The following is a 25,719-nucleotide window of genomic DNA, read 5'->3' on the forward strand; positions in this document are numbered from 1 at the left end:
GCCGCCCAGGGTGGGGCCCCGGCGGCGGCCGGGCGACTCAGCGGTCGATGTCCCGCACCAGCGCCTCGGCGGCCTCGGGGCTGAGCTGGAGCAGCTCGCCGAGGGCCGTCCAGTCGTCGGGCAGCGCGGCGTTGTCCCAGCCGGCGGTGCTGTGGCGGGCGATGCGCACGGCCAGGCTGACGCAGCGCACCTGCGGATCCCGGGCCTGGCGCTCGTCGGTCATGCGGCGCAGCAGCTCGGGCAGGCCCCAGGCACGCATCAAGGCCTGTTCGAGCGCGGTCAGCTCGATGCCGAGCAGGGCCTGCTGGGCGGAGGCCGAGCGCAGCGTCGGGTCGGCCGCCTGCCGTCGGGCCAGGGTGTCGGCCAGCTCGGGCCGGTGGCACCAGAGCAGCAGCTCGGCGAAATCGTGCAGCAGGGCGGCCGTCTGCAGCGCGGCGGCATCGCCATCCATGCGGTGCACAGCGAAGCCGAGCGCGAAGTTCGCGCTGCGGCGGGCCCGGCGCAGCACGGTGGCCAGGCCCTCGGGCGCGCCGGCAATGCCGCAGCGCGCCGGATCGACGGCCGCTTCGGCCAGCGGCAGTTCGCCCAGGCTGCGGAAGAAGGGGCCGATGCCCAGCAGCAGCAGCGCGGCGGTGACCGTCTCGGGCATGCCGCGACGATCCTCGCGCGCGGCCGGGGTGGCCAGACGGGCCGCGCTGGCGAAGATGCGCAGCGTCATCAGCGGATCCTGGGCGACCGCCTCGGCGATGCGGTGGGCATCGACATCGCCACGCTCGGCCTCGGCCTGGGCCAGCGCGTCCAGCGCGCGCTGGGTGCCGGCCAGCACCGGCACCGGCAGGTCGCAGAAGGCCTCGGTCCAGGCGGGCAGGGAGGCGGGGATGGGCAGCAGCAGCATGCCTCGCAGCCTGCCTGCAGCCGGCCGGCGGCAAGCCGCGAAGCAGCGCGACAAATGGATACGAATTTCGCCTTTAGGCGCTGCGCCCTGCGCCGAAGAAGGCGAGGTGCATCCCTTCCGCCCCCCCTTGCTGCTGCGTCGCCAGGCTGGCTTCACCCTGCTGGAGCTGATGATCGCGATGGTCGTCGTCGGCGTGCTCAGCCTGGTCGCCTACCCCAGCTATGCCGACCATGTGCGGCGCAGCCAGGTGCAGACCGCCTTCGCCCAGCTGGCCGATTTCCGCGTGAAGCTGGAGCAGTACTACCAGGACCACCGCAATTACGGCAGCGAGGCCTGCGTCGATGCCGACGACGCGCCCGCCTGGGCCGACTTCGCACCGCCCGGCGACGCGCTGTTCGACTTCAGCTGCACCCTGCTCGCGAGCGGCCAGGCCTATCGCCTGCAGGCCAGCGGCCGCAGCGGCACGGCCGCCGCCGGCCACCAGTACCGGGTCGACCAGGACGACCGGCGCAGCACCCTGCGCTTCCGGGGCACCGAGGTCGACAAGGCCTGCTGGCTGTGGAAGGGCGGCGAATGCTGAGACGCAGCCGCCGCCTGCGTGGCCTGACGCTGATCGAGCTGGCCATCACCCTGGCCATCTTCGGCATGACGATGCTGACCGTGCTGCCGAATGCGGCCGACTGGCTGCGCAGCACCCAGGTCCGGCACGCCGGCCACACCCTGCAGCGCGCGCTGGAGCGGGCCCGCAGCGAGGCCCTGCGCCTGAATGCGCCGGTGCGCTTCACGCTGGTCCGCGGCGACGACCCACGCCGGCTGGATGCCAGCTGCGTGGCCGCGGCCGACGGCGGCGGCTGGGTGATCTCGCGCGACGCACCCGACGGCGCCTGCGGGGCCGCGCCGTCGACGCAGGCCGGACCGCGCCTGATCCTGGCCGAGGCCGCGGGCGCGGGCCACGACCGCGTCCGCGTCGCCGGCGAGGACGCCAGCGGCGCAGCGGCCAGCAGCCTGCGTTTCAACGGCTTCGGCCGGGTCGAGGACGAAGACGGGCTGCGCCGCATCGCCCTGACGCTGGATGGCACGCGCAGCCTGCGGCTCGACATCTCGCGCCACGGCGCGGTGCGCCTGTGCGAGCCGGCGGTGCGCGATGCCGACGATCCGCGCGTCTGCCGTTGAGGTGCAGCATGCCGCTCGCCCGCTTCCCCAGGCCCCAGCGCGGCACCAGCCTGGTCGAGATCCTGGTCGCGCTGCTGATCTTCTCGGTGGGCCTGCTCGGCCTGGTCGGCCTGCAGGGCCAGATGCTTCGGGCGCAGAGCGCCATCGGCCTGCGCGGCGAGGCGGTGCACCTGGGCGGCCAGCTCATCGGCCGGCTCTGGACCGAATCGCCCGAGCAGCTCGCCCGCTACAACACCGAGGGCGGCGCCTGTGCCGCCCATCCGCCCTGTGCCGCCTGGCTCGCCCAGGTGGCCGAGCGCCTGCCGCAGGGCGAGGCCGAAGTCCAGGTGCTGCGCGATGCCGGCACCCTGGCCGACGGACTGTCGCTGCGCATCCACTGGCAGCCGCCGGGCGAGGGCCGGCACACCGAGGCCCAGCAGGCCGCGATCCGCCGCAACTGAGGGCCCCGCGATGACGATGTCCCGCCCCGCGCCCGCCGGTCTCGGCCCGCCGCCCGCACGGCATGCCCGCGGCTTCACCCTGGTCGAACTGCTGGTCGCCCTGGCGGTCGGCCTGATCACCACCCTGGCCATCGCGCAGAGCCTGATCGCCGCGCAAGGCCAGCAGATGCGGACCACGCGCGGCAGCGATGCCCAGGTCAATGGCGCGCTGGCGCTGTACGAGCTGCAGCGGGCCGTCCAGTCGGCGGGCTACGGCCTGATCAGCCAGACCGAGGGCCTGGGCTGCCCCATCCGTGCCCGCCATGCCGACGCCGCCGAGGCCCAGGACTGGCTGCTGACGCCGGTGCTGATCACCCCCGGGGCCGACGGCGCGCCCGACCGGCTGCGGGTGATGAGCAGCGACAACGGCCGCTATGCGGTGCCGATCAAGGTCGCCATCGACCATCCGCGCACAGCGGCCAATTTCTTCGTCGACACCACCCTGGGCGTGGCGCCGGGCGACCTGATGGTCGCCCTGCCCCTGCCCTGGGACGAGTCGCACTGGTGCAGCGTGTTCAACGTCACCCAGACCGGCGGCGCGGGCAGCAGCCAGCTCATCCACAACCCGGGCAGCGACGGCCCCTGGAACCAGGCCGGCGGCCAGACCATCTTCCCGGAGGACGGCTACCCGGCCTTCGCCGCCGGCAGCCCGCCGCGCGGCACCCTGCTGCTGAACCTGGGGCGGCTGCTGCTGCGCGACTACGCGATCGACGCCGGCCAGGCCCTGGTGCTGAGCGAACTGGACAGTGCACGCGGCGCGAACGCCGAAACCGGCGAGCTCTTCCCGCACATCGTCCAGCTCCAGGCCCTGTACGCGAAGGACAGCGACGGCGACGGCGCGGTCGACCGCTACGACGATGTGCAGCCCACCGATGCCGCCGGCTGGGCCCAGGTGCTGGGCCTGCGCCTGGCGGTGGTCGCGCGCAGCGCGCAAGCCGAGCGCGAGGCCGTGACCCTCGATTCGCCCAGCTGGCGCCTGGGCCGCGGCGTGAGCGTGCCGGGCTCCAGCGCCTGCGGCGACGACCGCTGCCTGCCGCTGCGGCTGGACATCCTGCCCGAGGGCTGGCAGCACTACCGCTACAGCGTCTTCGAGACGCTGGTCCCGCTGCGCAACCGGATCTGGCACGCATGAAGCCCGCGGCCCGAGCCCCTCGCACGCCACGCGCGCCGGCGGCACGCGGCATGGTGCTGATCCTCGCGCTGCTGGCCCTGGTCGGCCTGGCCCTGTCGGCCGTGGTGCTGGTGCGGGCGGTGGATGCCGGCGGGCACATCGTCGGCAACCTCGGCTTCCGCCAGCAGGCCACGTCCGCGGCGGACCCGATGGCCGAGGAAGCGCTGGCCTGGCTGGTCGCGACGCAGGCCGGCGACCTCGGCGCGCTGCAGACCAGCCAACCGGCTGCCGGCTACTACGCCAGCAGCCTGGACGACCTCGACCCGACCGGCAGCCGGCCCGGGGCCCTGGCCCGGGTGGACTGGGACGGCGACGACTGCGGCGGCGCGCCCGTCACCTGCCTGCCCGCCCGCGCCGCCACGCCGGTGGGGCCGCACACCGGGCAATGGGTCATCACCCGCCTGTGCCGCATCGAAGGCGAACCCCAGCCCAGCAGCACGCAGACCTGCGCCAGTGCGGTCGGCAACCTGGAGGCCGAGGTCTGCAAGGGCCGGCTCGACTACGAGACCCTGGGCTCAGCCGGCCGGGACCAGGGCGGCATGGTGCGCGGCTGCGGGCTGGCGCCGCTGTCGCCCTACTACCGGATCATCGTGCGCAGCGTCGGCGGACGCGGCACGGTGAGCTACACCGAGACCATCGTCTCGCTGTCCTGAGACGGCGGACGCGCTGCCGAAGGCCGACCATGCGCCCCACCCTCCGTCCGCCCGGCCTCGCGCGACGGGCCGCCGCCAGCCTGCTGCTGGCGGCGCCCCTGCTGCTGCAGGCCGCACCCGCCGACCTGGCCGATGTGCCGCTGGCCACTTCGCCGAGCGCGGCGATCCGGCCGAACCTGCTGTTCATCCTGGACGACTCGGGCAGCATGAGCTGGGACTTCACGCCCGACGCGAGCTATGTCCACAAGTACAGCGACAACAACACCGCGCTGTCAGGCCTGAGCGTGCTGGACCGCACCCTCAGCTCGCTGTGCCACGGCGTGGCCTCGGTCAACCGCAGCGCCTACAACCCGGCGCTGCGCTACCTGCCGCCGCTGCGGGCCGACGGCAGCAGCTTCCCGAATGCGAGCTTCAGCGATGCCTGGGAGGACGGCTATGTCGGCGGCAGCAGCGCACGCCGCAACCTGAACAGCCTGTCGACGATCGGCGGCACGACGGCCGGACGACGGCTGATCCCGCCCGAGACCTGGGTGAGCGGCAGCCGCACGACGGTCAACAGCACGAACTACCGCTTCTTCTATTACGCGGTGCCGAACACCACGCCGCTGCGCTGCGACCGCAGCGTGGTCAGCGGCAGCACGGCCTACACGCCGACGCGCTTCACCATCGTGCTGGATGCCGGCTCGATCAGCGCACCGGCCGGCGTCGACGCGAAGACCAACTACGCGAACTGGTTCAGCTACTACCGCACCCGCACGCTGACGATGCGCGGCGGGGCCGGCCGGGCCTTCGCGCAGCTCGACGGCGCGCGCTTTCGCGTCGGCTTCAGCTCGATCAACACCACGCTGAGCAACGACGGCGATCGCTTCCTGAGCGTGCGCAACTTCGATGACAGCACCCAGCGCGAAGCCTTCTTCGCCCGCCTCTACGGCCTGGAGCCGAGCGGCGGCACGCCGCTGCGCACCGCGCTGTCGCGCGCCGGCCGCTACTTTGCGAACAAGCTGCCGGGACAGAGCGACCCGGTGCAGTACTCCTGCCAGCGCAACCTGGCCATCCTGACCTCCGACGGCGTCTGGAACGAGAGCGCGACGCCGGTCGACGTGAATGGCAACGCGATCGGCAACAGCGACGGCCCGGGCAGCGGCGAGACCCGGCCGCAGCTGGACGACGCACGCAGCAGCGGCACGGCCATCGGGGGCAGCGGGGCGTCGAACACCCTGGCCGACGTCGCGCAGTGGTACTGGAAGAACGACCTGCGCAGCAGCAGCCTCGGCAACTGCAGCGGGGCGATCAGCGGGCAGAACGTCTGCACCGACAACGTCCCGCCGATCGCCCGCGACCCGCAGACCGCCCAGCACATGAACACCGTCACCCTGGGCCTGGGTCTGGCCGGCAACCTGAACTACGTGCCGGACTACGAGACCCAGACCAGCGGCGACTTCTTCAGCCTGGTCAATGGCAGCCGGGCCTGGCCCCACCCCCTGGCCGGCACGACGGCCGCGCAGGAGCTGGCGCGGGTCGACGACCTCTGGCATGCCGCCGTGAACGGCCGCGGCAAGTTCTACAGCGCCAGGGACCCCGAGGAGCTCAGCAGCGGCCTGCGCGAGGCCCTGGACGCCGTCGGCGCCACGCTGGGTGCGGGCTCGGCCGCAGCCACCAGCAATCTGCAGCCGGTGGCCGGCGACAACCACGCCTATGTGGCGAGCTACGAGACCGTCTACTGGAACGGCGAGCTGAGCAAGCGCACGGTGAACCCGACGACCGGCGCGGTCAGCAGCAGCGTGCTGTGGTCGGCCAAGGCGCAGCTGCTGAGCCAGGTGGGGGTGAACAGCGACAGCCGGCAGATCCTCTATTTCGCGCCGGCCGAGGCGAACCGGCTCAAGGCCTTCACCCACGCCAACCTGCTGGCCGACGGCCTGCTGCTGACGAACAAGCTCGGCCCGCTCTGCCCGGATGCCAGCGGCACCCTGCTGCTGAGCCAGTGCGCAAGCCTGGACAGCGCCGGCAAGGCGGCGGCGGGCGGGGCCAATCTGATCGGCTTCCTGCGCGGCCAGAGCGGCTTCGAGATGAACAGCGCGAACGCGCTGCGGGTGTTCCGCGAGCGCCACAACACCCGCGAGCGCAATGTGCTGGGCGACATCGTCAACGGCAAGCCGGTCTTCGTGCGCAGGCCCTCGGCGCCCTACCCCGAGGCGAGCTACCGCGCCTTCGCCACGGCGCAGGCCAGCCGTGCGGCCAGCGTCTACGTGGCGGCCAACGACGGCATGCTGCACGCCTTCGATGCCGAGACCGGCCTGGAGCGATGGGCCTACGTGCCGCGCGCGGTGATGCCGCGCCTGCACCAGCTGGCCGATGCCGACTACGCGAACCGGCACCAGTTCTTCGTCGACGGCTCGCCGGTGGTGGCCGACGTGCAGGACGGCAGCAGCTGGCGCACCGTGCTCATCGGCGGCCTGAACCTGGGCGGCGGCAGCTATTACGCGATCGACGTGAGCGACCCGGCCAACCCGCGCGGCCTCTGGGAGTTCAGCCATGCCAACCTGGGCCGCAGCGCCGGCAACCCGGTGGTCGGCAAGCTGCGCGACGGGCGCTGGGTGGTCGTGGTCTCCTCCGGCTACAACAACCATGTCACGGGCGATGGCGGCGGCCATCTCTTCGTGATCGACGCGCTCAGCGGCGCCCTGATCCGCAGCGTGCCGACCGGCGCCGGCGACACCGTCACGCCCAGCAACCTCGGCAAGCTCAATGCCTGGGTCGACAGCACGGCCGACAACACCCTGCAGCGCGTCTACGGCGGCGACATGCTGGGCAATCTGTGGCGCTTCGACCTGGACGACCGTCTGGCCCCGGCCGGCTACGAAGCCCTGCGCCTGGGCCAGGCCCGCGCGCCGGACGGCAGCGTGCAGCCCATCACCACGCGCCCCGAGCTGCTGGAACTCAGCCAGGCGGGAAGCCGCCATGCGGTGGTGGTGTTCGGCACCGGGCGCTACCTCGGCAGCAGCGACATCGGCGACACCACGCTGCAGAGCGTCTACGCGATCAAGGACCCGCTGGGCAGCAGCGGCTGGGGCAATCTGCGGACGCGCAGCGACCTGGTCGCCCAGACCCTGGGCAGCACGGTGGTGGCCGGCCGCAGCCTGCGCACACTGCCGAACCCGCAGCCGGTGAACTGGGCCAGCCACATGGGCTGGCGGGTGGACCTGGCGCTTTCGACGGGCGAACGCATCGACGTCGACATGCAGCTCGTCGCCAACCTGCTGACCTTCGCGAGCAATGTGCCCGAAACCAATGCCTGCGTGACCGGCGGCACCTCCTGGCTCTATTACCTGGACGTGCGCAGCGGCAGCGTGCTGCCGGGCTCGCCCAACCGCATGGCCGGGCAGTTCCTGGGCAATGCGCTGACGGCCGGCATCACGACCATCGTCAGCACCAGTGGCGCGACCAAGACCATCGTGGTCTCGCGCAAGGGCGACATCACGACCACGGACGACCCGGGCCAGGGGGGCAGCGGCGTGGCCCGCCGCATCGCCTGGCGCGAGCTGGCGCGCTGAGCCCCGCGGCGAGCCGGGCTACTGGAAGGCGACCTCGTCGAAGCTGCGCAGCTTGCGGCTGTGCAGGCTGGCACTGCCGGCTGCGCGCAGGCGCTCGACCGCGCGCAGGCCGATCTGCAGATGCTGCTGCACCCGCTGGCGATAGAAGACATCGGCCATGCCGGGCAGCTTCAGCTCGCCGTGCAGCGGCTTGTCGCTGACGCACAGCAAGGTGCCGTAGGGCACGCGGAAGCGGAAGCCGTTGGCGGCGATGGTCGCGCTTTCCATGTCCAGCGCGATCGCGCGGCTCTGGCTGAAGCGTCGCTCGGGGCCGGGATGCGGCAGCAGCTCCCAGTTGCGGTTGTCGGTGCTGGCCACGGTGCCGGTGCGCATGAGCTGCTTGAGGGCAGGACCCTGCATGCGGGTGACCTCGGCCACCGCGCCCTCGAGGGCCTGCTGCACCTCGGCCAGGGGCGGGATGGGCACCCACAGCGGCAGGTCCTCGTCGAGCACATGGTCCTCGCGCACATAGCCGTGGGCCAGCACGTAGTCGCCGAGCTGCTGGGTGGTGCGCAGGCCGGCACAGTGCCCCAGCATCAGCCAGGCATGCGGGCGCAGCACGGCGACATGGTCGGTGATGGTCTTCGCATTGGACGGGCCGACCCCGATGTTGACCAGGGTGATGCCGCTCCGATCGGAGCGCATCAAATGGAAGGCGGGCATCTGCGGCAGCCGCGGCGGGGCCTGGCCCAGGAAGTCGGCCGGCTGCAGCGTCAGGCCGCGGCGGCGGTGCAGCACATTGCCGGGCTCGACGAAGGCGACGAAGTCATCGGCCTGGCCGGGCGCCAGGCCCAGGCGCTCGGTCAGCTCGGCCTCGGCCTCGCCGACCGGGCTGTCCATCAGCGCACGCCCCAGGCGGACGAACTCGTCCACATAGAAGGCGTAGTTCGTGAACAGCACGAAGTTCTGGAAGTGCTCGGGCAGCGTGCCGGTGTAATGCCGCAGGCGATGCAGGGAATAGTCGATGCGCGGCGCCGTGAACAGGGCCAGCGGCCGTGGCGCCCCGGGCGCCGGCTCGTGGCTGCCGTTGGCGATGCCGTCGTCCATGGCCGCAAGGTCGGGCAGGTCGAAGACATCGCGCAGGCGGGCACGGCGCAGGGGATCGAGCGTGCCCTCCAGATGCGCCTGCTCGGGCAGGGCGAAGTGGATGGGCATGGGCTCCCTGCCCGGGCCGATCTGCAGGCCACTGCGGCGCAGCTCGCCGTGGTGACGCAGCAGCAGCTCGAACTGCCGCCGCAGGTAGGGACCGAAGAGCTCGGGCCGGGTCAGGCTGGTTTCGTAGACACCCGGGCCGGCCAGGAAGCCATGGCTGAAGCGGGCCTCGGCCTCGTTCAGGGCCGACTGCACCTGCACCCGCACGGCGGGGTAGCAGGCACGCACCCGGCCGGGCGGGTCGCGGCCCTCCAGGTAGGCGCGCAGCGCAGCCCGCAAGCGCTCGACCGCCTGCTGGTAGAGGCGCTGAACGGCAGCCAGGGCCGCCTCGGGGTCGTCGTGGGTCTCCCAGCCGGGTTCGGCCGGAGCAGGCAAGAAGGGGGCCTCGGCGGAGCCGGCAGCCTGGGCAGGATCGTCCATGCCCGCAGCGTAGCGCGTCGGCGCGACGCGCCCGTGCACCTCACTCCATGCGGATGAAGCAGCCTTCCTTGGCCTTCTTGACGGCCGTGCGGTACTTGCGCACCTCGACCTGCACCGATTCCACCTCGCGCAGGTAGGCGCCGCGTTCGCCGCCGATCGTGCTGGCGTTGGAGGCGGTGCTCAGCTCGACATAGTCCTCGTGCTTGATCTGGCGGGCCAGGGCGTCGACCGCGCAGGAGCACTTGTTGAGCATCTCGAAGGAGGGGCCCGGGTGTTCGCGCAAGCAGGTCTGCACGAAGAGGACGCGGTCGATGGTCGGGTAGTCGTTGGGGCTGGCAGCCGTCTGGGCACGCAGCGCAGGACTGGCGGCGAGCGCAAGGCCCAGGGACAGGGAGGTCAGCAGCAGGCGGGGCATCGTCGGGCCTCTAGCGGGGAGCTCAAGGGGCCGCCGAGGGCTGAAGCGTCAGACGCTCCACGGACTCGGGCGGCGCCCCAGGGGTGGCACCGGGCAGGGTGGTGCGGATCTCCAGCACCTCGCCCGGCACCTGCGGGGACAGCAGGAAGACGTACTCGGTCTGCGCAAGCCGCTCGTAGCGCGGCCGGTTCGGATCGAGCAGGAAGGGTTGCACGCGAACCTCGCTGCCCGCGACCTGCTGCCCGCCGAAGCGGAAGCTGCGCGGCGTGACGGTGGCCTGGTCCACCAGGGCCAGGCGGATGCGCTTGCGGAAGTGGTTGGCCGAGCCCTTGGTCTGCTCGTTCAGCCGCCGGACTTCGCGCTCCAGGAAGAACAGCACGATGGGGTTGCCGCGGGCCTGCTCGATCAGCGGCAGCTGCAGCTTGCGCGGGCCGCTGAGGAAGGCCGCCCGCACATCGCAGCAGGCGCCAGCACTGTCGGGCAGCAGCTCGAGCACGGCCTGGTCGTCGACAGGCTCCTTCACCGCGCTGCCTTCGTGGCGATACAGGTACACGAGGCGCTGAGGCGGCTTCATCGCCGCCAGCGGGGTCTGCATGAAGACGAGGCGCTCGGCCTCGGAGGGCTCGGGCGAGGCCGCCGGCTGCGATTCGGGCTGAACCGGGGTCTGGGCGGCCAGCGGGAGCGCGGCAGCGCCCAGAACCAGGGCCAGCCAGCAGGCGAAGGGGCGAAGCGAAAGGTTCAACGCGGCTCCAGGGAATCGGACAGCTGCCGGGCAGCTTGGGGGTCGAGCTGGCTGAGCACCGTCAAGGCCTCGCGCGCCTTGCCTTGCCGACCCGAGCGCTGGTAGAGCAGCCCCAGATCCAGCCAGGCACGGGCATGACGGGGGTCGAGGTTGAGGGCACGGCTGTAGGCCTGTTCAGCCGCCTCGATGCGGCCCAGGGCCGTCAAGGCCAGGCCGCGCGCATGGGGGGCCTCGCTGTCCATCGGGTCCTCGGCCTCCCAGCGTTCGGCCAGCTGGGCCAGCTCGTCCCAGGCCTGGCCCTGCACGAGGGCGGCCGCGCGCAGGAAATGCGGCTGCTCGGGCGGACCGAGTTCCCAGAAGCAGAGTCCGGGGACCGGCTCGATCGGGCGCTCGGCCCCCTCGGCCGCAAGCAGTTCCTTGACCCACTCGACCGGGGTCGCGTAGTAGTGACGCTCGCCGCCGCGGAGCCGGAACGTCAGCACGCCGATGAGGCGCCCCTGCTCGTCGAACATGCCACCGCCACTCGCCCCGGAGCTGAACCAGTTGGTCGACTGGACGACGCGGCTGCCCGCCAGGCGGTGCAGGCCGGCCACTTCGCCTTCGCTGTACTGGATGCCGAGCCCGCCGGTGTAGCCGATGGCCATCACGGTCTGCTTGCGCGACAGGGCCTCGGTGCGCCCCAGCACCACGGGCTCGCCTTCGAGCGTCGGCACGCGCAGCATGCAGAGGTCGCGGTAGATGTCGCTGCGCTGGGTTCGCGCATAGGTTCGCAGACCGTTCTTCAGCACGGCGATGCGCGAGGCCTTGCGGGTGACGTGGCAGTTGGTGACCACCAGGCCGGGGGCAACGATCACCCCGGAGCCCAGGCCGTAGCCGCCTTCGGCCGAGATGGCCTCGATCTTCACGACCGAATTGCCCACCTCGAGCTTGAGTTCCTGGCTGAAGCCAGCCCGGGCGGGGCCTGCAAGCAGCAGGCCGAACACCAGCCCCATCGTCAGGGCCCGCAAGGCGCAGACCCCGTACTCGCGCAGCATGCTGCGGGCGGATTCGAACAACATCGGCGCCTCTCCCGACAGAAGGATCTGCGGCTCAGCGACCCGATCCTTCCGCGGTCGACTCGATGGGCAGCAGCGGAACGTTGTATTCACGCAGGATAGTCTCGATGTCTTGCCGGCTGTCCGCGATCAACTTCTCGACCTGCTGCTTCCAGGCCCGCTCGCCATGGCGCACGCCCATCGCGATCTCGAAGTCGAACTTGATGTTCTTCTCCGAACGCATCGGCACCAGGCTGAGCTCGGGCGACTTGACCCGCTTGGCGAAGAAACCTGCGATCGGGCCCCAGACGATGGCGACATCGATCTTGCCGCTGGCCAGGTCCTGCTCGATGATTTCGCCCGGGTACTGATCCGGCCGCGGACTCATGATGGGATAGGGCACACCCTGCTCGAGCAGCTGGTGACGCGCCAACCAGTCCGAAGCTGGGGAGCGGTCGTAGATGCCGATGCGGAGCTTCTTCAGCACCGCCGGATCGAGCTTGAGGAAGTCCTCTTGCGAGGCCACACCGTCCAGGCCACGCCCCCTGGGGAAGACCATGGCATAGGTCGAGCGGTAATAGGGTTTCGTCGCCGAAACCTGGTCGAAACCCGCAGGCACGCCCATCACCAGATCGCAGCGGTAGTCCTCGCCCGGCAGCTTGTAGCGCAGCGTGTTGCGGATGAAGGCCAGGCGCTGCGGGAAGGAGTAGTAGCTCACCGGCAGACCGAGAGCCCGGCCGAAGACCTCGGCAATGCGGTTCTCGATCCCGGCCCCGTCCGTGTTGGAGAAGGGCAGGTTGTTCGGGTCCTGACAGACCCGCAGGGCCTGGCGCTCGGGGGCATCCTGCGCGGCAGCCGGCAGGGCGATCACCGCGGCAAGCACGAGGCCCAGGCACCGCATGGAGGAGGACAGGCCCCGCTTGCCGCGGCCCGGGACCGCACTCACCACGGGGCCGCAGCTCATTCGATGCCCGTCACGCGAGCCGTCTTGATCGCGCCATCCGAACGCCCCTTCAGGTAGGCGTAGATGTCATCGATGTTCTTGGTCACCACCGGCGCGTCCTTGTGCGGGGGCATGCCGCGCTCGATCCGGCCGTCCAGCACGACCTTCACGAAATCGTCCTTGCTCAGCACCTTGAGCCGTTCGACCAGCGAGGGGCCGGCGAGGCCTTCCTGGTTCGCGCCGTGACAGGCTGCGCAGTTGGCCTGGCGCCAGGACCGGAAGCCATTGAGGGTCTTCGCGTCGACCTTGGTGCCGTCGACCACCGTGTACAGCGGGGTCTTGACCTCTTGGGCCATGACCGCGGGGGCGGCAAGGGCAACGACGATGGCGGCGGTGAGGGTGCGGAGGATCATGATCAGGGGTTTTCAGAAACAAGGGGATGACACCCGTCAGAGTGCCATCCCCGGGGCCGGTTCCTGGGCCACTCACGTGGCCCGGGAAATCACTGACCCGACAGTCGGCCTGCAGCCGATCAGTTGGGCAGCGCGAAGATGGTCAGCGAGCCACCGAGGTCGGTGTACTGACCCAGCTCCTTGTAGCCACCCACGGCGCCCAGGCCATCGGTGTCCTTCTCGAGACCCGCGGCCATGCCGATGCCGGCCCAGCCACCGATGCCCGAGAACACGCCCATGTACTGCTTGCCCTTGTGCTCGTAGGTGAACACGTTGCCGATGATTCCGGACGGCGTGCGGAACTTGTAGAGCTCCTTCGTGATGTCCTTGGCGTCAACGCACTTGAAGAAGCCTTCCAGGGTGCCGTAGCAGGACAGGCCGCCGGCGGTGTTCAGCGCGCCCGACCACACCGAGAACTTCTCCGGCTTGGACTGGACGATCTTGCCCTTGCCCGCGTCCCAGGCGATGTAGTTGCCCATGCCGCCATGGCTGCCCGGGGCCGGGAACATCGACAGGGTGGCACCGACGTACGGCTGGCCAGCCACGTACTCGACCTTGAACGGCTCGTAGTCCATGCAGACGTGGTTGGTCGGCACGTAGAACAGCTTGGTGTTCGGGTCGAACGAAGCGGGCTGCTGGTCCTTCGAGCCCAGGGCCGCCGGGCAAACGCCCTTGGTGTTGACGTCGGGACCGTTCTGGGCGGTCGAGTACTTCGACACGACCTGCGGACGGCCGGTCTTCATGTCGACGTGGGTGGCCCAGTTAACCTTCGGGTCGTACTTCTCGGCCACCAGCAGCGCGCCGTTGGTGCGATCCAGGGTGTACGCGAAGCCGTTGCGGTCGAAGTGCACCAGCGCCTTGGTCGGCTTGCCCTTGACGTCGATGTCCGCCAGGATCATCTCGTTGATGCCGTCGAAGTCCCACTCGTCGAACGGCGTCATCTGGTAGACCCAGTTGACCTTGCCGGTGTCGACGTCACGCGACCAGATCGACATCGACCACTTGTTGTCGCCCGGGCGCTGCGACGGGTTCCAGGTCGAGGGGTTGCCGGTGCCGTAGTAGACCGAGTTGGTGGCCTTGTCGTAGCTGTACCAGCCCCAGGTCGTGCCGCCACCGATCTTCCACTGGTCGCCCTGCCAGGTCTTCAGCGAGGAATCCTTGCCGACCGGCTGCACCTTGCCGTCGATCCAGGTGGTGGTCTTGTTCGGGTCGATCAGCATTTCGGCGTCGGGGCCGGTGCTGTAGCCCTTCCACACTTGCTTGCCGGTGTTGATGTCGTAGGCCGCGAGGTAGCCACGGACACCCCACTCACCGCCGGAGATGCCGGTGATGACCTTGTCCTTGAAGACGTGCGGGGCGTTGGTGTTGACGGCGCCGAGCTTCGGATCACCGTTCTTGGCGGTCCACAGCACCTTGCCGGTCTTGGCGTCCATCGCGACCAGGTTCGAGTCGGCTTGCTGCAGGAAGATCTTGCCTTCCGCGTAGGCCAGGCCACGGTTCACCGTGTCGCAGCACATCTGCGGGATGACCGCCGGATCCTGCTTCGGCTCGTGCTTCCACACGATCTTCTGGGTGTCCAGGTTGATCGCGAACACCTTGTTGGGGAAGGGCGAGTGCAGATACATCATGCCGTCGACCACCAGCGGCGAGCCTTCGTGGCCGCGCAGCACGCCGGTGGAGAAGGTCCATGCCACCTGCAGCTTGCCGACGTTGCTGGTGTTGATCTGGTTCAGCTTGCTGTAGCGCTGGTTGAACATGTCACCAGCTTGGGCCGCCCAGTTCTTCGGATTGGCGATCTTGCTTTCGAGATCGGCGTTCGCGGACGCCACCACAGGCAGAGCGAGCGCGGCAGCGCTCAGCGAGCGCAGCATGAACTTTTGGGTCTTCATCGATGTCTCCGTAGTTGATCGGACTGACTGTTGCCTAGCACTCTCTCCGGCCGCCACACCGCAGCACACGTTCCCTCATGACCGAGGCGTTTTGACCGGAATCGCTGAGTGCATCGCCCCGTGGGACGTGCTTCAGCGCCCGGGATTTGTACCTCCGCGGTGCAGGGCGACAAATCGGGTAAACGCCATGCCGCAAAACCCAAGCGGGGCCGTTTGTCAAGCCCCTGTCGGATGAATTTGCGTCGAATGCGGAACACCGGGCACACAGAGTGATTCACCCCCGTGTCAGTCCCTCCCGCAAGGCGACTGAACACTGCGTCACACCCGGGAATTCGACCCGATGTGCACGTCCTCGCGACCGCGCACCGTTCGACAAGACCCCCAGGGCTGTCGATCAGCTGTTCGCCACCGCGACCCCGCCTCGACCCCCCCCGGACTTTCCCGAGCCGAAGCTTGCGCCCGGGCGGCCCGGCGCGGTCTGCAAGGGGTACGGCTCTTGCAGACCCACCGCACCGAACCGCCCTGCCCTGCGTCCCGTGACCGCTCCTGAACCGACCGCCACCCCTGCTGCACGCCGCGTCGAGGCGCAGGCCGCGGCCGGGCTGCGCGTGCTGCTGGTCGACGATGGCGCGCACCGCGTCGGGCTGATCCAGGCGGAGCTGGCGCGCCAGGGGTGCGAAGTGGTCGGCGTGCTCGATGCGGCGACCCTCGTGCACGACTGCGTATCGCGGCTCAAGCCCGATGTGGTGATCGTCGACAGCGAGTCCCCCACCCGCGACACGCTGGAACACCTGGCGACGCTTTCGGCGCGCAACCCGCGGCCGGTGGTGGTGTTCTCCGAGGATGCGGCCACCGACACCATGCGCGCGGCGATCAAGGCCGGCGTCAGCGCCTATGTGGTGGCGGGCCTGCAGGCCGAACGCCTGGCGCCGGTGCTGCAGGTTGCGATCGCGCGCTACGAACAGGACGCCGCGCTGCGCGCCCAGCTCGACGAGGCGCAGAGCCAGCTGGCCCACCGCAAGCTCATCGAGCGAGCCAAGGGCGTGCTGATGGAGACCCACGGATTCGACGAGGACGAGGCCCACCGCCGCCTGCGCCGCCTGGCCATGGACCGCGGCATGAAGCTGCATGAGGCGGCGGAACGGGTGATCGACGCGCAGAGCTGGCTGCGGCCGGCCTGAACGCCACGGGACGGTGCGCAGGCACCAGCGCGAGGCCTGCGCCCGCTTTCCCTGCACCGTCAGCGGGCCGAAAGGCCGCATCCGGCCCGGAGAACCGGGGGTTTGGGCTGGCACGGTCCTCGCAAGAGTCTCTTTGCAGCGGCCGCAATGGCGTGGCCGCTGCACCCCAAAGTTCGGACAAAGGCGTCCGGTTGTCGTTGAAGCGCGCAGCGCTTCGATGCAGCCGCGACGCCTTTTTTGTTTTCTTGGTCTTCAACAGGTGCAGTGATGACGTCCACCCAGCGCGAGGGTCTCATGAGCGAACAACGACGCGACTTCATCAAGGGCTCGGCCGCCGTTGCGGCCCTGGGCGCCGCGGGCGTGGCCCCGGGGGCCTGGGCCGCCGGCTCGGACAAGCCCGAGAAGGAGGAAGTGCGCATCGGCTTCATCCCGCTGACCGACTGCGCCAGCGTGGTCATGGCCTCGGTGCTGGGCTTCGACAAGAAGTACGGCGTCAAGATCATCCCGAGCAAGGAAGCCTCCTGGGCCGGCGTGCGCGACAAGCTCGTCAACGGCGAGCTCGACATGGCCCATGTGCTCTACGGCCTGGTCTACGGCGTGCACCTCGGCATCGGCGGCCCCAAGAAGGACATGGCCGTGCTGATGAACCTCAACCACAACGGCCAGGCCCTGACGCTGTCCAAGGCCCTGGCCGACAAGGGCGCGGTCGACGTGGCCTCGCTGGCCAAGGTGATGGCGGCGGACAAGCGCGAATACACCTTCGCACAGACCTTCCCGACCGGCACCCACGCGATGTGGCTGTACTACTGGCTGGCCTCGGGCGGCATCAATCCGATGAGCGATGCCAAGGTCATCACCGTGCCGCCGCCGCAGATGGTGGCCAATATGCGCGTGGGCAACATGGACGGCTTCTGCGTCGGCGAGCCCTGGAACCACCGCGCCATCATCGACGGCATCGGCATCACCGCGGCGACCACGCAGGACGTCTGGAAGGACCATCCGGAGAAGGTGCTCGGCACCACCAGCGACTTCGTGCAGAAGTATCCGAACACCGCGCGCGCCGTGATCATGGCCGTGCTGGAGGCCGGCCGCTGGATCGACGCCGGCCTGCAGAACAAGGTGAAGATGGCCGAGACCATCGCCGCCAAGTCCTACGTGAACACCAGCGTCGACGCGATCAACCAGCGCATCCTGGGCCGCTACCAGAACGGCCTGGGCAAGACCTGGGACGACCCCAACCACATGAAGTTCTTCAACGACGGGTCGGTGAACTTCCCCTACCTGTCCGACGGCATGTGGTTCCTCACCCAGCACAAGCGCTGGGGCCTGCTGAAGGAGCATCCGGACTACCTGGGCGTGGCACGCAAGGTCAACCAGATCGAGCTCTACAAGGAAGCCGCCAGCCAGCTCAAGGTCAGCGTGCCCAAGGACGCGATGCGCAAGAGCACGCTGATCGACGGCGTGGCCTGGGACGGCAAGGACCCGGCCAAGTACGCCGACAGCTTCAAGATCCGCGCGGCCTGAGCCCGCCCCGCGCGCACGCGGCGGATGCCGCGTGCGCCCCTGTCCCTTCGATCCCGTCCGACCCGCAGGAGACCGTCATGGTCAGTGCCGTCTTTCACGCTCCGCTCGAGGCCGCCGCGGCCTCGGTCGCTGCCGCTGCCCCACCCCTTGCCACGAGCGCCACGACCGCCGCGCCGGCCGGTCCCGCCCCGAGCCGTTCCAGCCGCCCGGGCATCGACTGGCGCACACGTCTGCTCGCCGTCGGCGCGCCGCTGGCGGGGCTCGCGCTGCTGATCGGGCTGTGGGGCCTGCTCACCCTCAAGCCGGGCAGCATCCCCAGCCCGGGCGCCACCTTCGATGCGGCGGTCGAGCTCTTCGCCGACCCCTTCTACGACAAGGGCCCCAACGACCAGGGCATCGGCTGGAACATCCTGTTCTCGCTGGAACGCGTGGCGGTGGGCTTCGGCATGGCCGCAGCGGTCGGCATCCCGCTGGGCTTCCTGATCGGCCGCTTCAGCCTGCTCAACCAGATGGTCGCGCCCCTGGTCAGCCTGCTGCGCCCCGTCTCACCGCTGGCCTGGCTGCCGATCGGCCTGCTGGTCTTCAAGAGCGCCGACCCGGCCGCCATCTGGACCATCTTCATCTGCTCGATCTGGCCGATGATCCTCAACACCGCCCAGGGCGTGCAGCGCGTGCCGCAGGACTACCTGAACGTGGCCCGCGTGCTCAAGCTCAGCGAGTGGCAGGTGGTCAGCAAGATCCTCTTCCCCGCCGTGCTGCCCTACATGCTGACCGGCGTGCGGCTCTCGGTCGGCACCGCCTGGCTGGTGATCGTGGCGGCCGAGATGCTGACCGGCGGCGTCGGCATCGGCTTCTGGGTCTGGGATGAGTGGAACAACCTGAACGTGCAGCACATCCTGATTGCGATCTTCGTGATCGGCATCGTCGGCCTGCTGCTGGAACAGGCGCTGATGTTCGTCGCCAAGCGCTTCAGCTACGACGACTGATCCCGGCCCCCGGCGCGAAGGAGAACCCCATGCATCCCCACCTGCAGATCGAGAACGTCGAGATGGTCTTCTCGACGCGCAAGGGCCGCTTCCATGCCCTGCGCGAGATCAACCTCACCGTGCAGCGCGGCGAGTTCATCACCCTGATCGGCCACTCCGGCTGCGGCAAGAGCACGCTGCTCAACCTCATCGCCGGCCTGCTGCGTCCCAGCGAGGGCGTGCTGCTCTGCGACAACCGCGAGATCACCGCCCCCGGCCCCGAACGCGCCGTCGTCTTCCAGAACCACTCCCTGCTGCCCTGGCTGAGCTGCCTGGACAACGTGCTGCTGGCCGTGGACAGCGTCTTCGCCGGCAGCGAGCCCAAGGCCCGCCGCCGGGAACGTGCCCGCGCCGCCCTGGCCCTGGTCGGCCTGACGCAGGCCGAGGCCAAGCGGCCGCACGAGATCTCCGGCGGCATGAAGCAGCGCGTCGGCATCGCCCGCGCCCTGGCCATGGAGCCCAAGCTGCTGCTGATGGACGAGCCCTTCGGTGCGCTCGATGCCCTGACCCGCGCCAAGCTGCAGGACGAGCTGATGAAGATCGTCGCTGCCACCGGCGCCAGCGTGGTCATGGTCACCCACGACGTCGACGAGGCCGTGCTGCTCTCGGACCGCATCGTGATGATGACCAACGGCCCGGCCGCCACCATCGGCGAGGTGCTGAAGGTGCCGCTGCCGCCGCTGCGCGAGGCCCTGCGCCCGCGCCTGGCCATGGCCCACGACGCCGGCTACCTGGCCAGCCGCGAGCAGGTGCTGGAGTTCCTCTACCGCAAGCAGGCCCACGTCGAGAAGGACGCTGCCTAAGCCGCCCCGCGGCCGGCCCCGTTCCCAAGACCCCGCCCGCCGCCGATCCCGACCGCCCCCGCCACGCCGCAGCCCATCCGGCCCGGCGCCGGCGGAGCCCTGCCCCGAACGCCGTCCCGAACCCTTCCGGAGGCCCCGTATGAAGAACGACCTTCCCCCGCAAGCGCGCCCCAGGCTGGTCCTGGTCGGCAATGGCATGGCCGGCGTGCGCGCGCTCGAAGAGCTGCTCAAGCTCGCCCCCGAGGCCTACGACATCACCGTCTTTGGCAGCGAGCCGCACCCGAACTACAACCGCATCCTGCTCAGCCCCGTGCTGGCCGGCGAGCAGACGGTCGACGAGATCATTCTGAATCCGCTGGACTGGTATGCCGAGCACGGCATCACCCTGCACCTGGGTAGCACGGTAACTGCCATCGACCGCGTGCAGCGCGTGGTGCGCGCCACCGGCGCCGACGGTCAGGTGATCGAGGCCGGCTACGAGCGCCTGCTGCTGGCCACCGGTTCCCTGCCCTTCATCCTGCCGGTGCCGGGCAAGGAGCTGCAGGGCGTGATCGCCTACCGCGACATCGCCGACACCCAGGCCATGATCGACGCGGCCACCCAGTACCGCCACGCCGTGGTCATCGGCGGCGGCCTGCTGGGCCTGGAGGCGGCCAACGGCCTGATGCTGCGCGGCATGCAGACCACGGTGGTGCACATCGCCCCCTGGCTGATGGAGCGCCAGCTCGACGAGACCGCCGGGCAGATGCTGCAGAAGTCGCTGGAGCAGCGCGGGCTGAAGTTCATGATCGGCGCGCAGACCGCGGCCCTGATCGGCGACAAGGATGGCCGTGTGATGGCCGTGCAGTTCAAGGACGGCCGCGAGGTCCCCGCCGACCTGGTCGTGATGGCCGCCGGCATCCGCCCGAACACCGCGCTGGCCGAGTCGGCCGGCCTGCTCTGCCAGCGCGGCATCGTGGTGAGCGACACGCTGCAGACCGTGACCGACCCGCGCATCTACGCCCTGGGCGAATGCGCCGCACACCGCGGCGTGGCCTATGGCCTGGTCGCGCCGCTGTTCGAGCAGGCCAAGGTCTGCGCCAACCACCTGGCCGGCTTCGGCATCGGCCGCTACACCGGCAGCCAGGTCAGCACCAAGCTCAAGGTGACCGGCATCGACCTGTTCAGCGCCGGCGACTTCATGGGCGGCGAGGGCCGCGAAGAAATCCTGATGAGCGACCCCTACGGCGGGGTCTACAAGAAGCTGGTCATCCAGGACGACAAGCTGGTCGGCGCCTGCCTCTACGGCGACACGGTGGACGGCAGCTGGTACTTCAAGCTGATCCGCGAAGGCAAGCCCATCCACGAGCTGCGCGACCGCCTGATGTTCGGCGAATCCAGCCTGGGCGACACCGGCCACCAGGGCCAGAGCAAGGCCGCCGCCATGGCCGACAGCGACGAGGTCTGCGGCTGCAACGGCGTCACCAAGGGCGCCATCTGCAAGGCCATCCAGGACAAGGGCCTGTTCACGCTGGAGGACGTGCGCAAGCACACCAAGGCCAGCGCGAGCTGCGGCTCCTGCACCGGCCTGGTCGAGCAGATCCTGATGAGCACGGCCGGCGGCGACTACTCCGCCACCCCCACCACCAAGGCCATGTGCGGCTGCACCGAGCACGGCCACCAGGCGGTGCGCGACGCCATCCGCACGCAGCACCTCACCACGCACGAGGCCGTCTTCACGCAGATGGCCTGGCGCACACCCAACGGCTGCGCCAGCTGCCGCCCGGCGATCAACTACTACCTGCTCTCCACCTGGCCCAAGGAGGCGGTGGACGATCCGCAGAGCCGCTTCATCAACGAGCGCAGCCACGCCAACATCCAGAAGGACGGCAGCTACAGCGTCATCCCGCGCATGTGGGGCGGCGAGACCAGCGCGGCCGAGCTGCGCCGCATCGCCGACGTGGCCGACAAGTACCAGATCCCCACCGTCAAGGTCACCGGCGGCCAGCGCATCGACCTGCTGGGCGTCAAGAAGGAGGACCTGCCCGCCGTCTGGCAGGAGATCGGCATGCCCAGCGGCCACGCCTATGCCAAGGCCCTGCGCACGGTGAAGACCTGCGTGGGCAGCGAGTGGTGCCGCTTCGGCACCCAGGACAGCACGCAGATGGGCAAGGACCTGGAGCGCGCGCTCTGGCGCATGTACGCGCCACACAAGGTCAAGCTGGCGGTGAGCGGCTGCCCGCGCAACTGCGCCGAGAGCGGCATCAAGGACGTCGGCGTGATCGGCGTCGACTCCGGCTGGGAGCTCTACATCGGCGGCAACGGCGGCATCAAGACCGAGGTCGCGGTCTTCTTCTGCAAGGTCAAGACGCCCGAGGAGGTGCTGGAGTATTCCGGCGCCTTCCTGCAGCTCTACCGCGAGGAGGGCTGGTACCTGGAGCGCACCTGCCACTACCTGGCGCGCGTCGGCCTGGACCACATCAAGGCCCGCGTGCTCGACGACGCCGCGAACCGCAAGGCCCTGTGGGAGCGCCTGCAGTTCGCGCTGGATGGCGAGCCCGACCCCTGGTTCGAGCACGCCAAGGCCCAGGTCGACGTGCGGCAGTTCGAGCCGCTGTCGCTGGACTGATCGCTGCATCGGCCCTCCGCTGCCCCCTTCTCTTCCCAGGATCACCCCATGAGCCCCCAAGACTGGAAGCCGCTCTGCCGCGTCGAGGACATCCCGGTGCTCGGCGCCCGCCGCGTGCGCCGCCAGGCCGGCGCCGAAGTCGCCGTCTTCCGCACCGCCGACGACCGCGTCTTCGCCCTGCTGGACCGCTGCCCGCACAAGGCCGGCCCGCTGTCGCAGGGCATCGTCTTCGGCGAGCGCGTGGCCTGCCCCCTGCACAACTGGACCATCGGCCTGGCCGACGGCTGCGCCCAGGCGCCGGACGAGGGGCGCACGCCCACCTTCGCTGTCAAGGTGGAGGGCGGCCAGGTCTACCTGGACGCCGCCGAGCTGGCCACCCAGGCCACCGAGCCCGCCACCGGGGGCTGCAGCGGCGCCTGCCCCGCCGCCCCGGCCCCCACCGGCCGCCCCGCGACGGCCTGAGGCCGGCCGCCCCGCCCGACCGAGCCGGCCCCAGCCCCCTCCCCATGCCCCCCGCGATGCGCGAAACGAAGTCCACCTGCCCCTACTGCGGCGTCGGCTGCGGCGTGATCATCACGAGCGAAGGGGACCAGATCACCGGCGTGCGCGGCGACCCCGCGCACCCGGCCAACTTCGGTCGCCTGTGCAGCAAGGGCAGCACCCTGCACGGGACGGCCACCGCGCCGGTCAAGCTGCACGAGCGCCTGCGCCAGCCGATGCAGCGCCTGCAGCGCGGCGGCGCGCTCACGCCGCTGGCCTGGGCCACCGCGCTGGACACGGTGGCCGCGCGCTTCGCCACGATCGCGGCCACGCACGGCCCGGACGCGCTGGGCTTCTACATCTCAGGCCAGCTGCTGACCGAGGACTACTACGTCTTCAACAAGCTGGCCAAGGGCCTGCTCGGCACCAACAACATCGACACCAATTCGCGGCTGTGCATGTCCAGCGCGGTGGCGGGCTACAAGCAGAGCCTGGGCGCGGACGCCCCGCCCTGCAGCTATGAGGACTTCGACCACGCCGGCTGCCTCTTCATCGCCGGGGCCAACCCGGCCTGGGCCCACCCCATCCTGTTCCGCCGCATCGAGGACGCGCGCCGCGCCAACCCTTTGATGAAGCTGATCGTGGTGGACCCGCGCCGCACCGACACCGCCGAGGAGGCCGACCTCTTCCTGCAAATCCAGCCCGGCAGCGACGTGGCCCTCTTCCACGCCATGCTGCATGTGATGGTGTGGGAAGGCTGGATCGACGCCGCCTGGATCGACGCCCACACCGCCGGCTGGGACGCGCTCAAGCGCCAGGTCCACGGCATGGGCCCGCGCGAGGCCGCGCGCATCTGCGGCGTGCCGGCCGAGGCCATCGTGCAGGCCGCGCGCTGGTTCGCCTGGGGCGGGGCCGACACGCCGCCGGCCGAGGCCAGCCGCCGCGCCGCCACCCTCTCGCTCTACTGCCAGGGCCTGAACCAGAGCAGCAGCGGCACGGCCAAGAACAGCGCGCTGATCAATCTGCACCTGGCCTGCGCACAGATCGGCCGGCCCGGCGCCGGGCCCTTCTCGCTGACCGGCCAGCCCAATGCCATGGGCGGGCGCGAGGTGGGCGGCATGGCCACCCTGCTGTCCGGCCACCGCGAGCTGACCAACCCGCAGCACCGCGCCGAGGTGGCCGCGCTCTGGGGCGTGGACGCCGTGCCCGAGAAGCCTGGCCATGCGGCGATGGCGATGTTCGAGGCGGCCGCCCGCGGCGAGGTCAAGGCCCTGTGGATCGCCTGCACCAACCCCGCCCAGTCCCTGCCCGACCAGGCGCTGGTGCGCGAGGCTCTGGCGAAGTGCGAGTTCGTCGTGCTGCAGGAAGCCTTCGGTGGCACCGAGACCGCCGCCCTCGCCGACCTGCTGCTGCCGGCAAGCACCTGGGGCGAGAAGGAGGGCACCGTCACCAACAGTGAGCGCCGCATCAGCCGCGTGCGCGCCGCCGTGGCCGCCCCCGGCGAGGCACGCGAGGACTGGCGCATCGTCGTCGACGTGGCGCAGCGCCTGGAAGCCCGCCTGCGCCCCGGCCGGCCCACCCTCTTCCCCTACGCCACCCCCGAATCGGTCTGGAACGAGCACCGCGAGACGACCCGCGGCCGCGACCTGGACATCACCGGCCTGAGCTGGGCCCGCCTGGAGGCTGAAGGCCCGCAGCCCTGGCCCTGCCCCGACGCTGCCGCGCCGGCCACCGCGCGGCTCTACACCGACTTCCGCTTCGCCACCGCCGACGGCCGGGCCCGCTTCGTCGACACCGCCTGGAAGCCGGTGGCCGAGGGCTGCGACGCCCGCCACCCCTTCGCCCTGACGACCGGCCGCCTGCGCGACCAGTGGCACGGCCTGAGCCGCAGCGGCACCGTGACCAAGCTGTGGGCCCATGCGCCGCAGCCGGTGGTGCAGCTGCACCCGCAGGACCTGGCCCGCCGCGGCCTGCGCGAGGGCGAGCTGGCCGAGTTGAAGAGCCGCCGCGGCAGCCTGGTGCTGCCGGTTCAGGCCGATGCGCGCATCGCGCCGCTGCAGGCCTTCGTCGCCATGCACTGGGGCGAGGCCGTGCTGGCCGGCCGCGACGCGCAGGGTCGGCTGCGCGCCGGCGTCAACCAGCTCATGCATGGCAAGGTGGACCCCCAGTCCCTGCAGCCCGAGCTGAAGCACGCGGCCATCGCCATCGGCCGCGCCACCCTGCCCTGGCGCCTCTTCGCCGCCACCTGGGTGGACGAGGCCGACTTGCCCGCCCTGCGCAGCGCGCTGCGCGCCTGGGCGGCCGCCCAGCCCCTGGCCCGCTACACCAGCCTGGTGCCGCTGGCCGGCCCCAGCCAGCCGGCCGGGGGCGATGCCCTGGGCGCACGCCAGGGCCTGCGCCTGGAACTGGCCGCGGAACAGGCCCTGCCCGAAGCCGCGCTGGACGCCCTGCTCGGCCTGCTGCAGCTCAAGGACGGCCTGCTGCTGCGCTACGCCGACCCGCGCGGCGGCCAGCGCCGCCTGCTGCGCCTGGCCGGCGAGGGCGCGGCCGCGCGTGTGGCCGCCCTGCTCATCGCCGGCCCCCTGGTGGGCGCGGACGGCAAGGCCACCGCCCTGCCCGCCCCGGCCACGACGGCCCGCGGCCCCGCCGCCGAGCCGGCCCGGCGCCGGGGTCCCAGCGGCGTGGCTGCGCCGCGCGAGGCCGGCCCGCAGGGCGAGCCTGCCGCCGTCTGGCTGCAGCGCTGGTGGGCCGAGCGCCTGCCCCTCGGCGCCCACACCCGCAGCCTGCTGGCCCCCAACCCCGCCGCCCCGGCCGAGGGCGCCGCCACGCCCGCCCGCGGCAAGCAGGTCTGCACCTGCCTGGACGTGGCCGAGCCCGCCATCCGCACGGCCCTGGCCGCCCTTCCCGGCACGCCGGCCGAGCGCCTGGCCGCGCTGCAGGGCCAGCTGCGCTGCGGCACCTCCTGCGGCTCCTGCCTGCCCGAGGTGCGCCGTCTGGTGCAGGCCGTGCCCTGCGCCATCGCGCAGCCGGCCGGCTGATGCACGCCGCGGCACCCGCCCCGCCCCATCCGTCCGTCCCCACCGAGGAGCC

General features: G+C 70.8%; 21 protein-coding genes. 13 read left to right on the forward strand and 8 right to left on the reverse strand.

The genetic code is table 11. The annotated features are described in order from the left end of the window. Positions 1 to 37: 37 nt before the first annotated feature. Positions 38 to 895 (reverse strand): HDOD domain-containing protein, encoded by an 858-nt coding sequence (locus H4F90_RS13890; RefSeq protein WP_182665620.1) that lies wholly within the window; start codon positions 893 to 895, stop codon positions 38 to 40. A gap of 106 nt (positions 896 to 1,001) precedes the next feature. On the opposite strand from H4F90_RS13890, the gene H4F90_RS13895 reads away from it, so the two are divergent. The 6 genes from H4F90_RS13895 to H4F90_RS13920 are packed head-to-tail and all read left to right on the forward strand — an operon-like array spanning position 1,002 to position 7,922. After that, positions 1,002 to 1,475 carry a type IV pilin protein gene (locus H4F90_RS13895; RefSeq protein ID WP_182665621.1) on the forward strand — a complete coding sequence of 158 codons (474 nt, stop codon included), beginning with the start codon at positions 1,002 to 1,004 and terminating at the stop codon, positions 1,473 to 1,475. Then, positions 1,469 to 2,068 carry a pilus assembly FimT family protein gene (locus tag H4F90_RS13900; RefSeq protein ID WP_182665623.1) on the forward strand — a complete coding sequence of 200 codons (600 nt, stop codon included), beginning with the start codon at positions 1,469 to 1,471 and terminating at the stop codon, positions 2,066 to 2,068. The genes H4F90_RS13895 and H4F90_RS13900 overlap by 7 nt, the downstream gene beginning before the upstream one ends. Before the next feature lie 8 nt (positions 2,069 to 2,076). Further along, positions 2,077 to 2,508: a type IV pilus modification PilV family protein gene (locus tag H4F90_RS13905; protein ID WP_182665625.1), complete on the forward strand. Its 432-nt coding sequence runs from the start codon at positions 2,077 to 2,079 to the stop codon at positions 2,506 to 2,508. Between the two features lie 10 nt (positions 2,509 to 2,518). Next, entirely contained in the window at positions 2,519 to 3,679 is a 1,161-nt protein-coding gene (locus H4F90_RS13910) for a PilW family protein (protein ID WP_182665627.1), read from the forward strand. Beyond that, positions 3,676 to 4,371 (forward strand): hypothetical protein, encoded by a 696-nt coding sequence (locus tag H4F90_RS13915; RefSeq protein WP_182665628.1) that lies wholly within the window; start codon positions 3,676 to 3,678, stop codon positions 4,369 to 4,371. The genes H4F90_RS13910 and H4F90_RS13915 overlap by 4 nt, the downstream gene beginning before the upstream one ends. A gap of 29 nt (positions 4,372 to 4,400) precedes the next feature. Next, complete coding sequence (locus H4F90_RS13920) at positions 4,401 to 7,922, forward strand: pilus assembly protein (RefSeq protein WP_182665630.1); 3,522 nt, start codon at positions 4,401 to 4,403, stop codon at positions 7,920 to 7,922. Between the two features lie 18 nt (positions 7,923 to 7,940). Here the strand turns inward: H4F90_RS13920 and H4F90_RS13925 are convergent, their stop codons facing one another. The 7 genes from H4F90_RS13925 to H4F90_RS13955 all read right to left on the reverse strand — a co-directional run bounded on the left by H4F90_RS13925 (position 7,941) and on the right by H4F90_RS13955 (position 15,008). Further along, entirely contained in the window at positions 7,941 to 9,533 is a 1,593-nt protein-coding gene (locus tag H4F90_RS13925) for an AMP nucleosidase (RefSeq protein WP_182665632.1), read from the reverse strand. Between the two features lie 40 nt (positions 9,534 to 9,573). After that, positions 9,574 to 9,948: a hypothetical protein gene (locus H4F90_RS13930; protein WP_182665634.1), complete on the reverse strand. Its 375-nt coding sequence runs from the start codon at positions 9,946 to 9,948 to the stop codon at positions 9,574 to 9,576. A gap of 22 nt (positions 9,949 to 9,970) precedes the next feature. Next, on the reverse strand, positions 9,971 to 10,690 hold the full coding sequence (locus tag H4F90_RS13935) for a hypothetical protein (protein ID WP_182665636.1): 720 nt from the start codon (positions 10,688 to 10,690) through the stop codon (positions 9,971 to 9,973). Continuing rightward, positions 10,687 to 11,748 carry a S1 family peptidase gene (locus tag H4F90_RS13940; protein WP_182665638.1) on the reverse strand — a complete coding sequence of 354 codons (1,062 nt, stop codon included), beginning with the start codon at positions 11,746 to 11,748 and terminating at the stop codon, positions 10,687 to 10,689. The genes H4F90_RS13935 and H4F90_RS13940 overlap by 4 nt, the downstream gene beginning before the upstream one ends. A 31-nt stretch (positions 11,749 to 11,779) precedes the next feature. Continuing rightward, positions 11,780 to 12,670, reverse strand: coding sequence for a substrate-binding domain-containing protein (locus tag H4F90_RS13945; RefSeq protein ID WP_407926193.1), 891 nt, complete (start codon positions 12,668 to 12,670; stop codon positions 11,780 to 11,782). 14 nt (positions 12,671 to 12,684) lie between these two features. After that, entirely contained in the window at positions 12,685 to 13,080 is a 396-nt protein-coding gene (locus H4F90_RS13950) for a c-type cytochrome (protein WP_182665640.1), read from the reverse strand. A 119-nt stretch (positions 13,081 to 13,199) separates the two neighbouring features. Then, the gene (locus H4F90_RS13955; RefSeq protein ID WP_182665642.1) at positions 13,200 to 15,008 is read right to left on the reverse strand and encodes a methanol/ethanol family PQQ-dependent dehydrogenase; all 1,809 of its coding nucleotides are present in this window, start codon (positions 15,006 to 15,008) and stop codon (positions 13,200 to 13,202) included. 536 nt (positions 15,009 to 15,544) lie between these two features. On the opposite strand from H4F90_RS13955, the gene H4F90_RS13960 reads away from it, so the two are divergent. The 7 genes from H4F90_RS13960 to H4F90_RS13990 all read left to right on the forward strand — a co-directional run bounded on the left by H4F90_RS13960 (position 15,545) and on the right by H4F90_RS13990 (position 25,667). Beyond that, positions 15,545 to 16,189 (forward strand): ANTAR domain-containing response regulator, encoded by a 645-nt coding sequence (locus H4F90_RS13960; RefSeq protein WP_328700944.1) that lies wholly within the window; start codon positions 15,545 to 15,547, stop codon positions 16,187 to 16,189. A gap of 294 nt (positions 16,190 to 16,483) precedes the next feature. Continuing rightward, positions 16,484 to 17,713, forward strand: coding sequence for a CmpA/NrtA family ABC transporter substrate-binding protein (locus tag H4F90_RS13965; RefSeq protein ID WP_235972215.1), 1,230 nt, complete (start codon positions 16,484 to 16,486; stop codon positions 17,711 to 17,713). A gap of 77 nt (positions 17,714 to 17,790) precedes the next feature. Continuing rightward, positions 17,791 to 18,699 (forward strand): nitrate ABC transporter permease, encoded by a 909-nt coding sequence (gene ntrB / locus H4F90_RS13970; protein WP_182665647.1) that lies wholly within the window; start codon positions 17,791 to 17,793, stop codon positions 18,697 to 18,699. Positions 18,700 to 18,728: 29 nt separating this feature from the next. After that, complete coding sequence (locus tag H4F90_RS13975; protein WP_182665648.1) at positions 18,729 to 19,541, forward strand: ABC transporter ATP-binding protein; 813 nt, start codon at positions 18,729 to 18,731, stop codon at positions 19,539 to 19,541. 139 nt (positions 19,542 to 19,680) lie between these two features. After that, the gene (gene nirB, locus H4F90_RS13980) at positions 19,681 to 22,149 is read left to right on the forward strand and encodes a nitrite reductase large subunit NirB (protein WP_182665650.1); all 2,469 of its coding nucleotides are present in this window, start codon (positions 19,681 to 19,683) and stop codon (positions 22,147 to 22,149) included. Positions 22,150 to 22,197: 48 nt separating this feature from the next. Next, a complete protein-coding gene (nirD, locus tag H4F90_RS13985) occupies positions 22,198 to 22,611 on the forward strand; it encodes a nitrite reductase small subunit NirD (RefSeq protein WP_182665651.1) in 414 nt (137 codons plus the stop codon). 56 nt (positions 22,612 to 22,667) lie between these two features. Next, the gene (locus H4F90_RS13990; protein ID WP_182665785.1) at positions 22,668 to 25,667 is read left to right on the forward strand and encodes a nitrate reductase; all 3,000 of its coding nucleotides are present in this window, start codon (positions 22,668 to 22,670) and stop codon (positions 25,665 to 25,667) included. Positions 25,668 to 25,719 lie beyond the last annotated feature (52 nt).

It is taken from the genome of Aquariibacter albus, from assembly GCF_014145335.1.
Taxonomy (GTDB): domain Bacteria; phylum Pseudomonadota; class Gammaproteobacteria; order Burkholderiales; family Burkholderiaceae_C; genus Aquariibacter; species Aquariibacter albus.

Coding starts and splice junctions, on each gene's coding strand:
- H4F90_RS13925 (WP_182665632.1), bottom strand. CDS start 9,533: ATGGACGATCCTGCCCAGGCTGCCGGCTCCGCCGAGGCCCCCTTCTTG.
- nirD (WP_182665651.1), top strand. CDS start 22,198: ATGAGCCCCCAAGACTGGAAGCCGCTCTGCCGCGTCGAGGACATCCCG.
- H4F90_RS13950 (WP_182665640.1), bottom strand. CDS start 13,080: ATGATCCTCCGCACCCTCACCGCCGCCATCGTCGTTGCCCTTGCCGCC.
- H4F90_RS13990 (WP_182665785.1), top strand. CDS start 22,668: ATGCGCGAAACGAAGTCCACCTGCCCCTACTGCGGCGTCGGCTGCGGC.
- H4F90_RS13900 (WP_182665623.1), top strand. CDS start 1,469: ATGCTGAGACGCAGCCGCCGCCTGCGTGGCCTGACGCTGATCGAGCTG.
- H4F90_RS13905 (WP_182665625.1), top strand. CDS start 2,077: ATGCCGCTCGCCCGCTTCCCCAGGCCCCAGCGCGGCACCAGCCTGGTC.
- H4F90_RS13955 (WP_182665642.1), bottom strand. CDS start 15,008: ATGAAGACCCAAAAGTTCATGCTGCGCTCGCTGAGCGCTGCCGCGCTC.
- ntrB (WP_182665647.1), top strand. CDS start 17,791: ATGGTCAGTGCCGTCTTTCACGCTCCGCTCGAGGCCGCCGCGGCCTCG.
- nirB (WP_182665650.1), top strand. CDS start 19,681: ATGAAGAACGACCTTCCCCCGCAAGCGCGCCCCAGGCTGGTCCTGGTC.
- H4F90_RS13915 (WP_182665628.1), top strand. CDS start 3,676: ATGAAGCCCGCGGCCCGAGCCCCTCGCACGCCACGCGCGCCGGCGGCA.
- H4F90_RS13910 (WP_182665627.1), top strand. CDS start 2,519: ATGACGATGTCCCGCCCCGCGCCCGCCGGTCTCGGCCCGCCGCCCGCA.
- H4F90_RS13975 (WP_182665648.1), top strand. CDS start 18,729: ATGCATCCCCACCTGCAGATCGAGAACGTCGAGATGGTCTTCTCGACG.
- H4F90_RS13940 (WP_182665638.1), bottom strand. CDS start 11,748: ATGTTGTTCGAATCCGCCCGCAGCATGCTGCGCGAGTACGGGGTCTGC.
- H4F90_RS13920 (WP_182665630.1), top strand. CDS start 4,401: ATGCGCCCCACCCTCCGTCCGCCCGGCCTCGCGCGACGGGCCGCCGCC.
- H4F90_RS13965 (WP_235972215.1), top strand. CDS start 16,484: ATGAGCGAACAACGACGCGACTTCATCAAGGGCTCGGCCGCCGTTGCG.
- H4F90_RS13890 (WP_182665620.1), bottom strand. CDS start 895: ATGCTGCTGCTGCCCATCCCCGCCTCCCTGCCCGCCTGGACCGAGGCC.
- H4F90_RS13930 (WP_182665634.1), bottom strand. CDS start 9,948: ATGCCCCGCCTGCTGCTGACCTCCCTGTCCCTGGGCCTTGCGCTCGCC.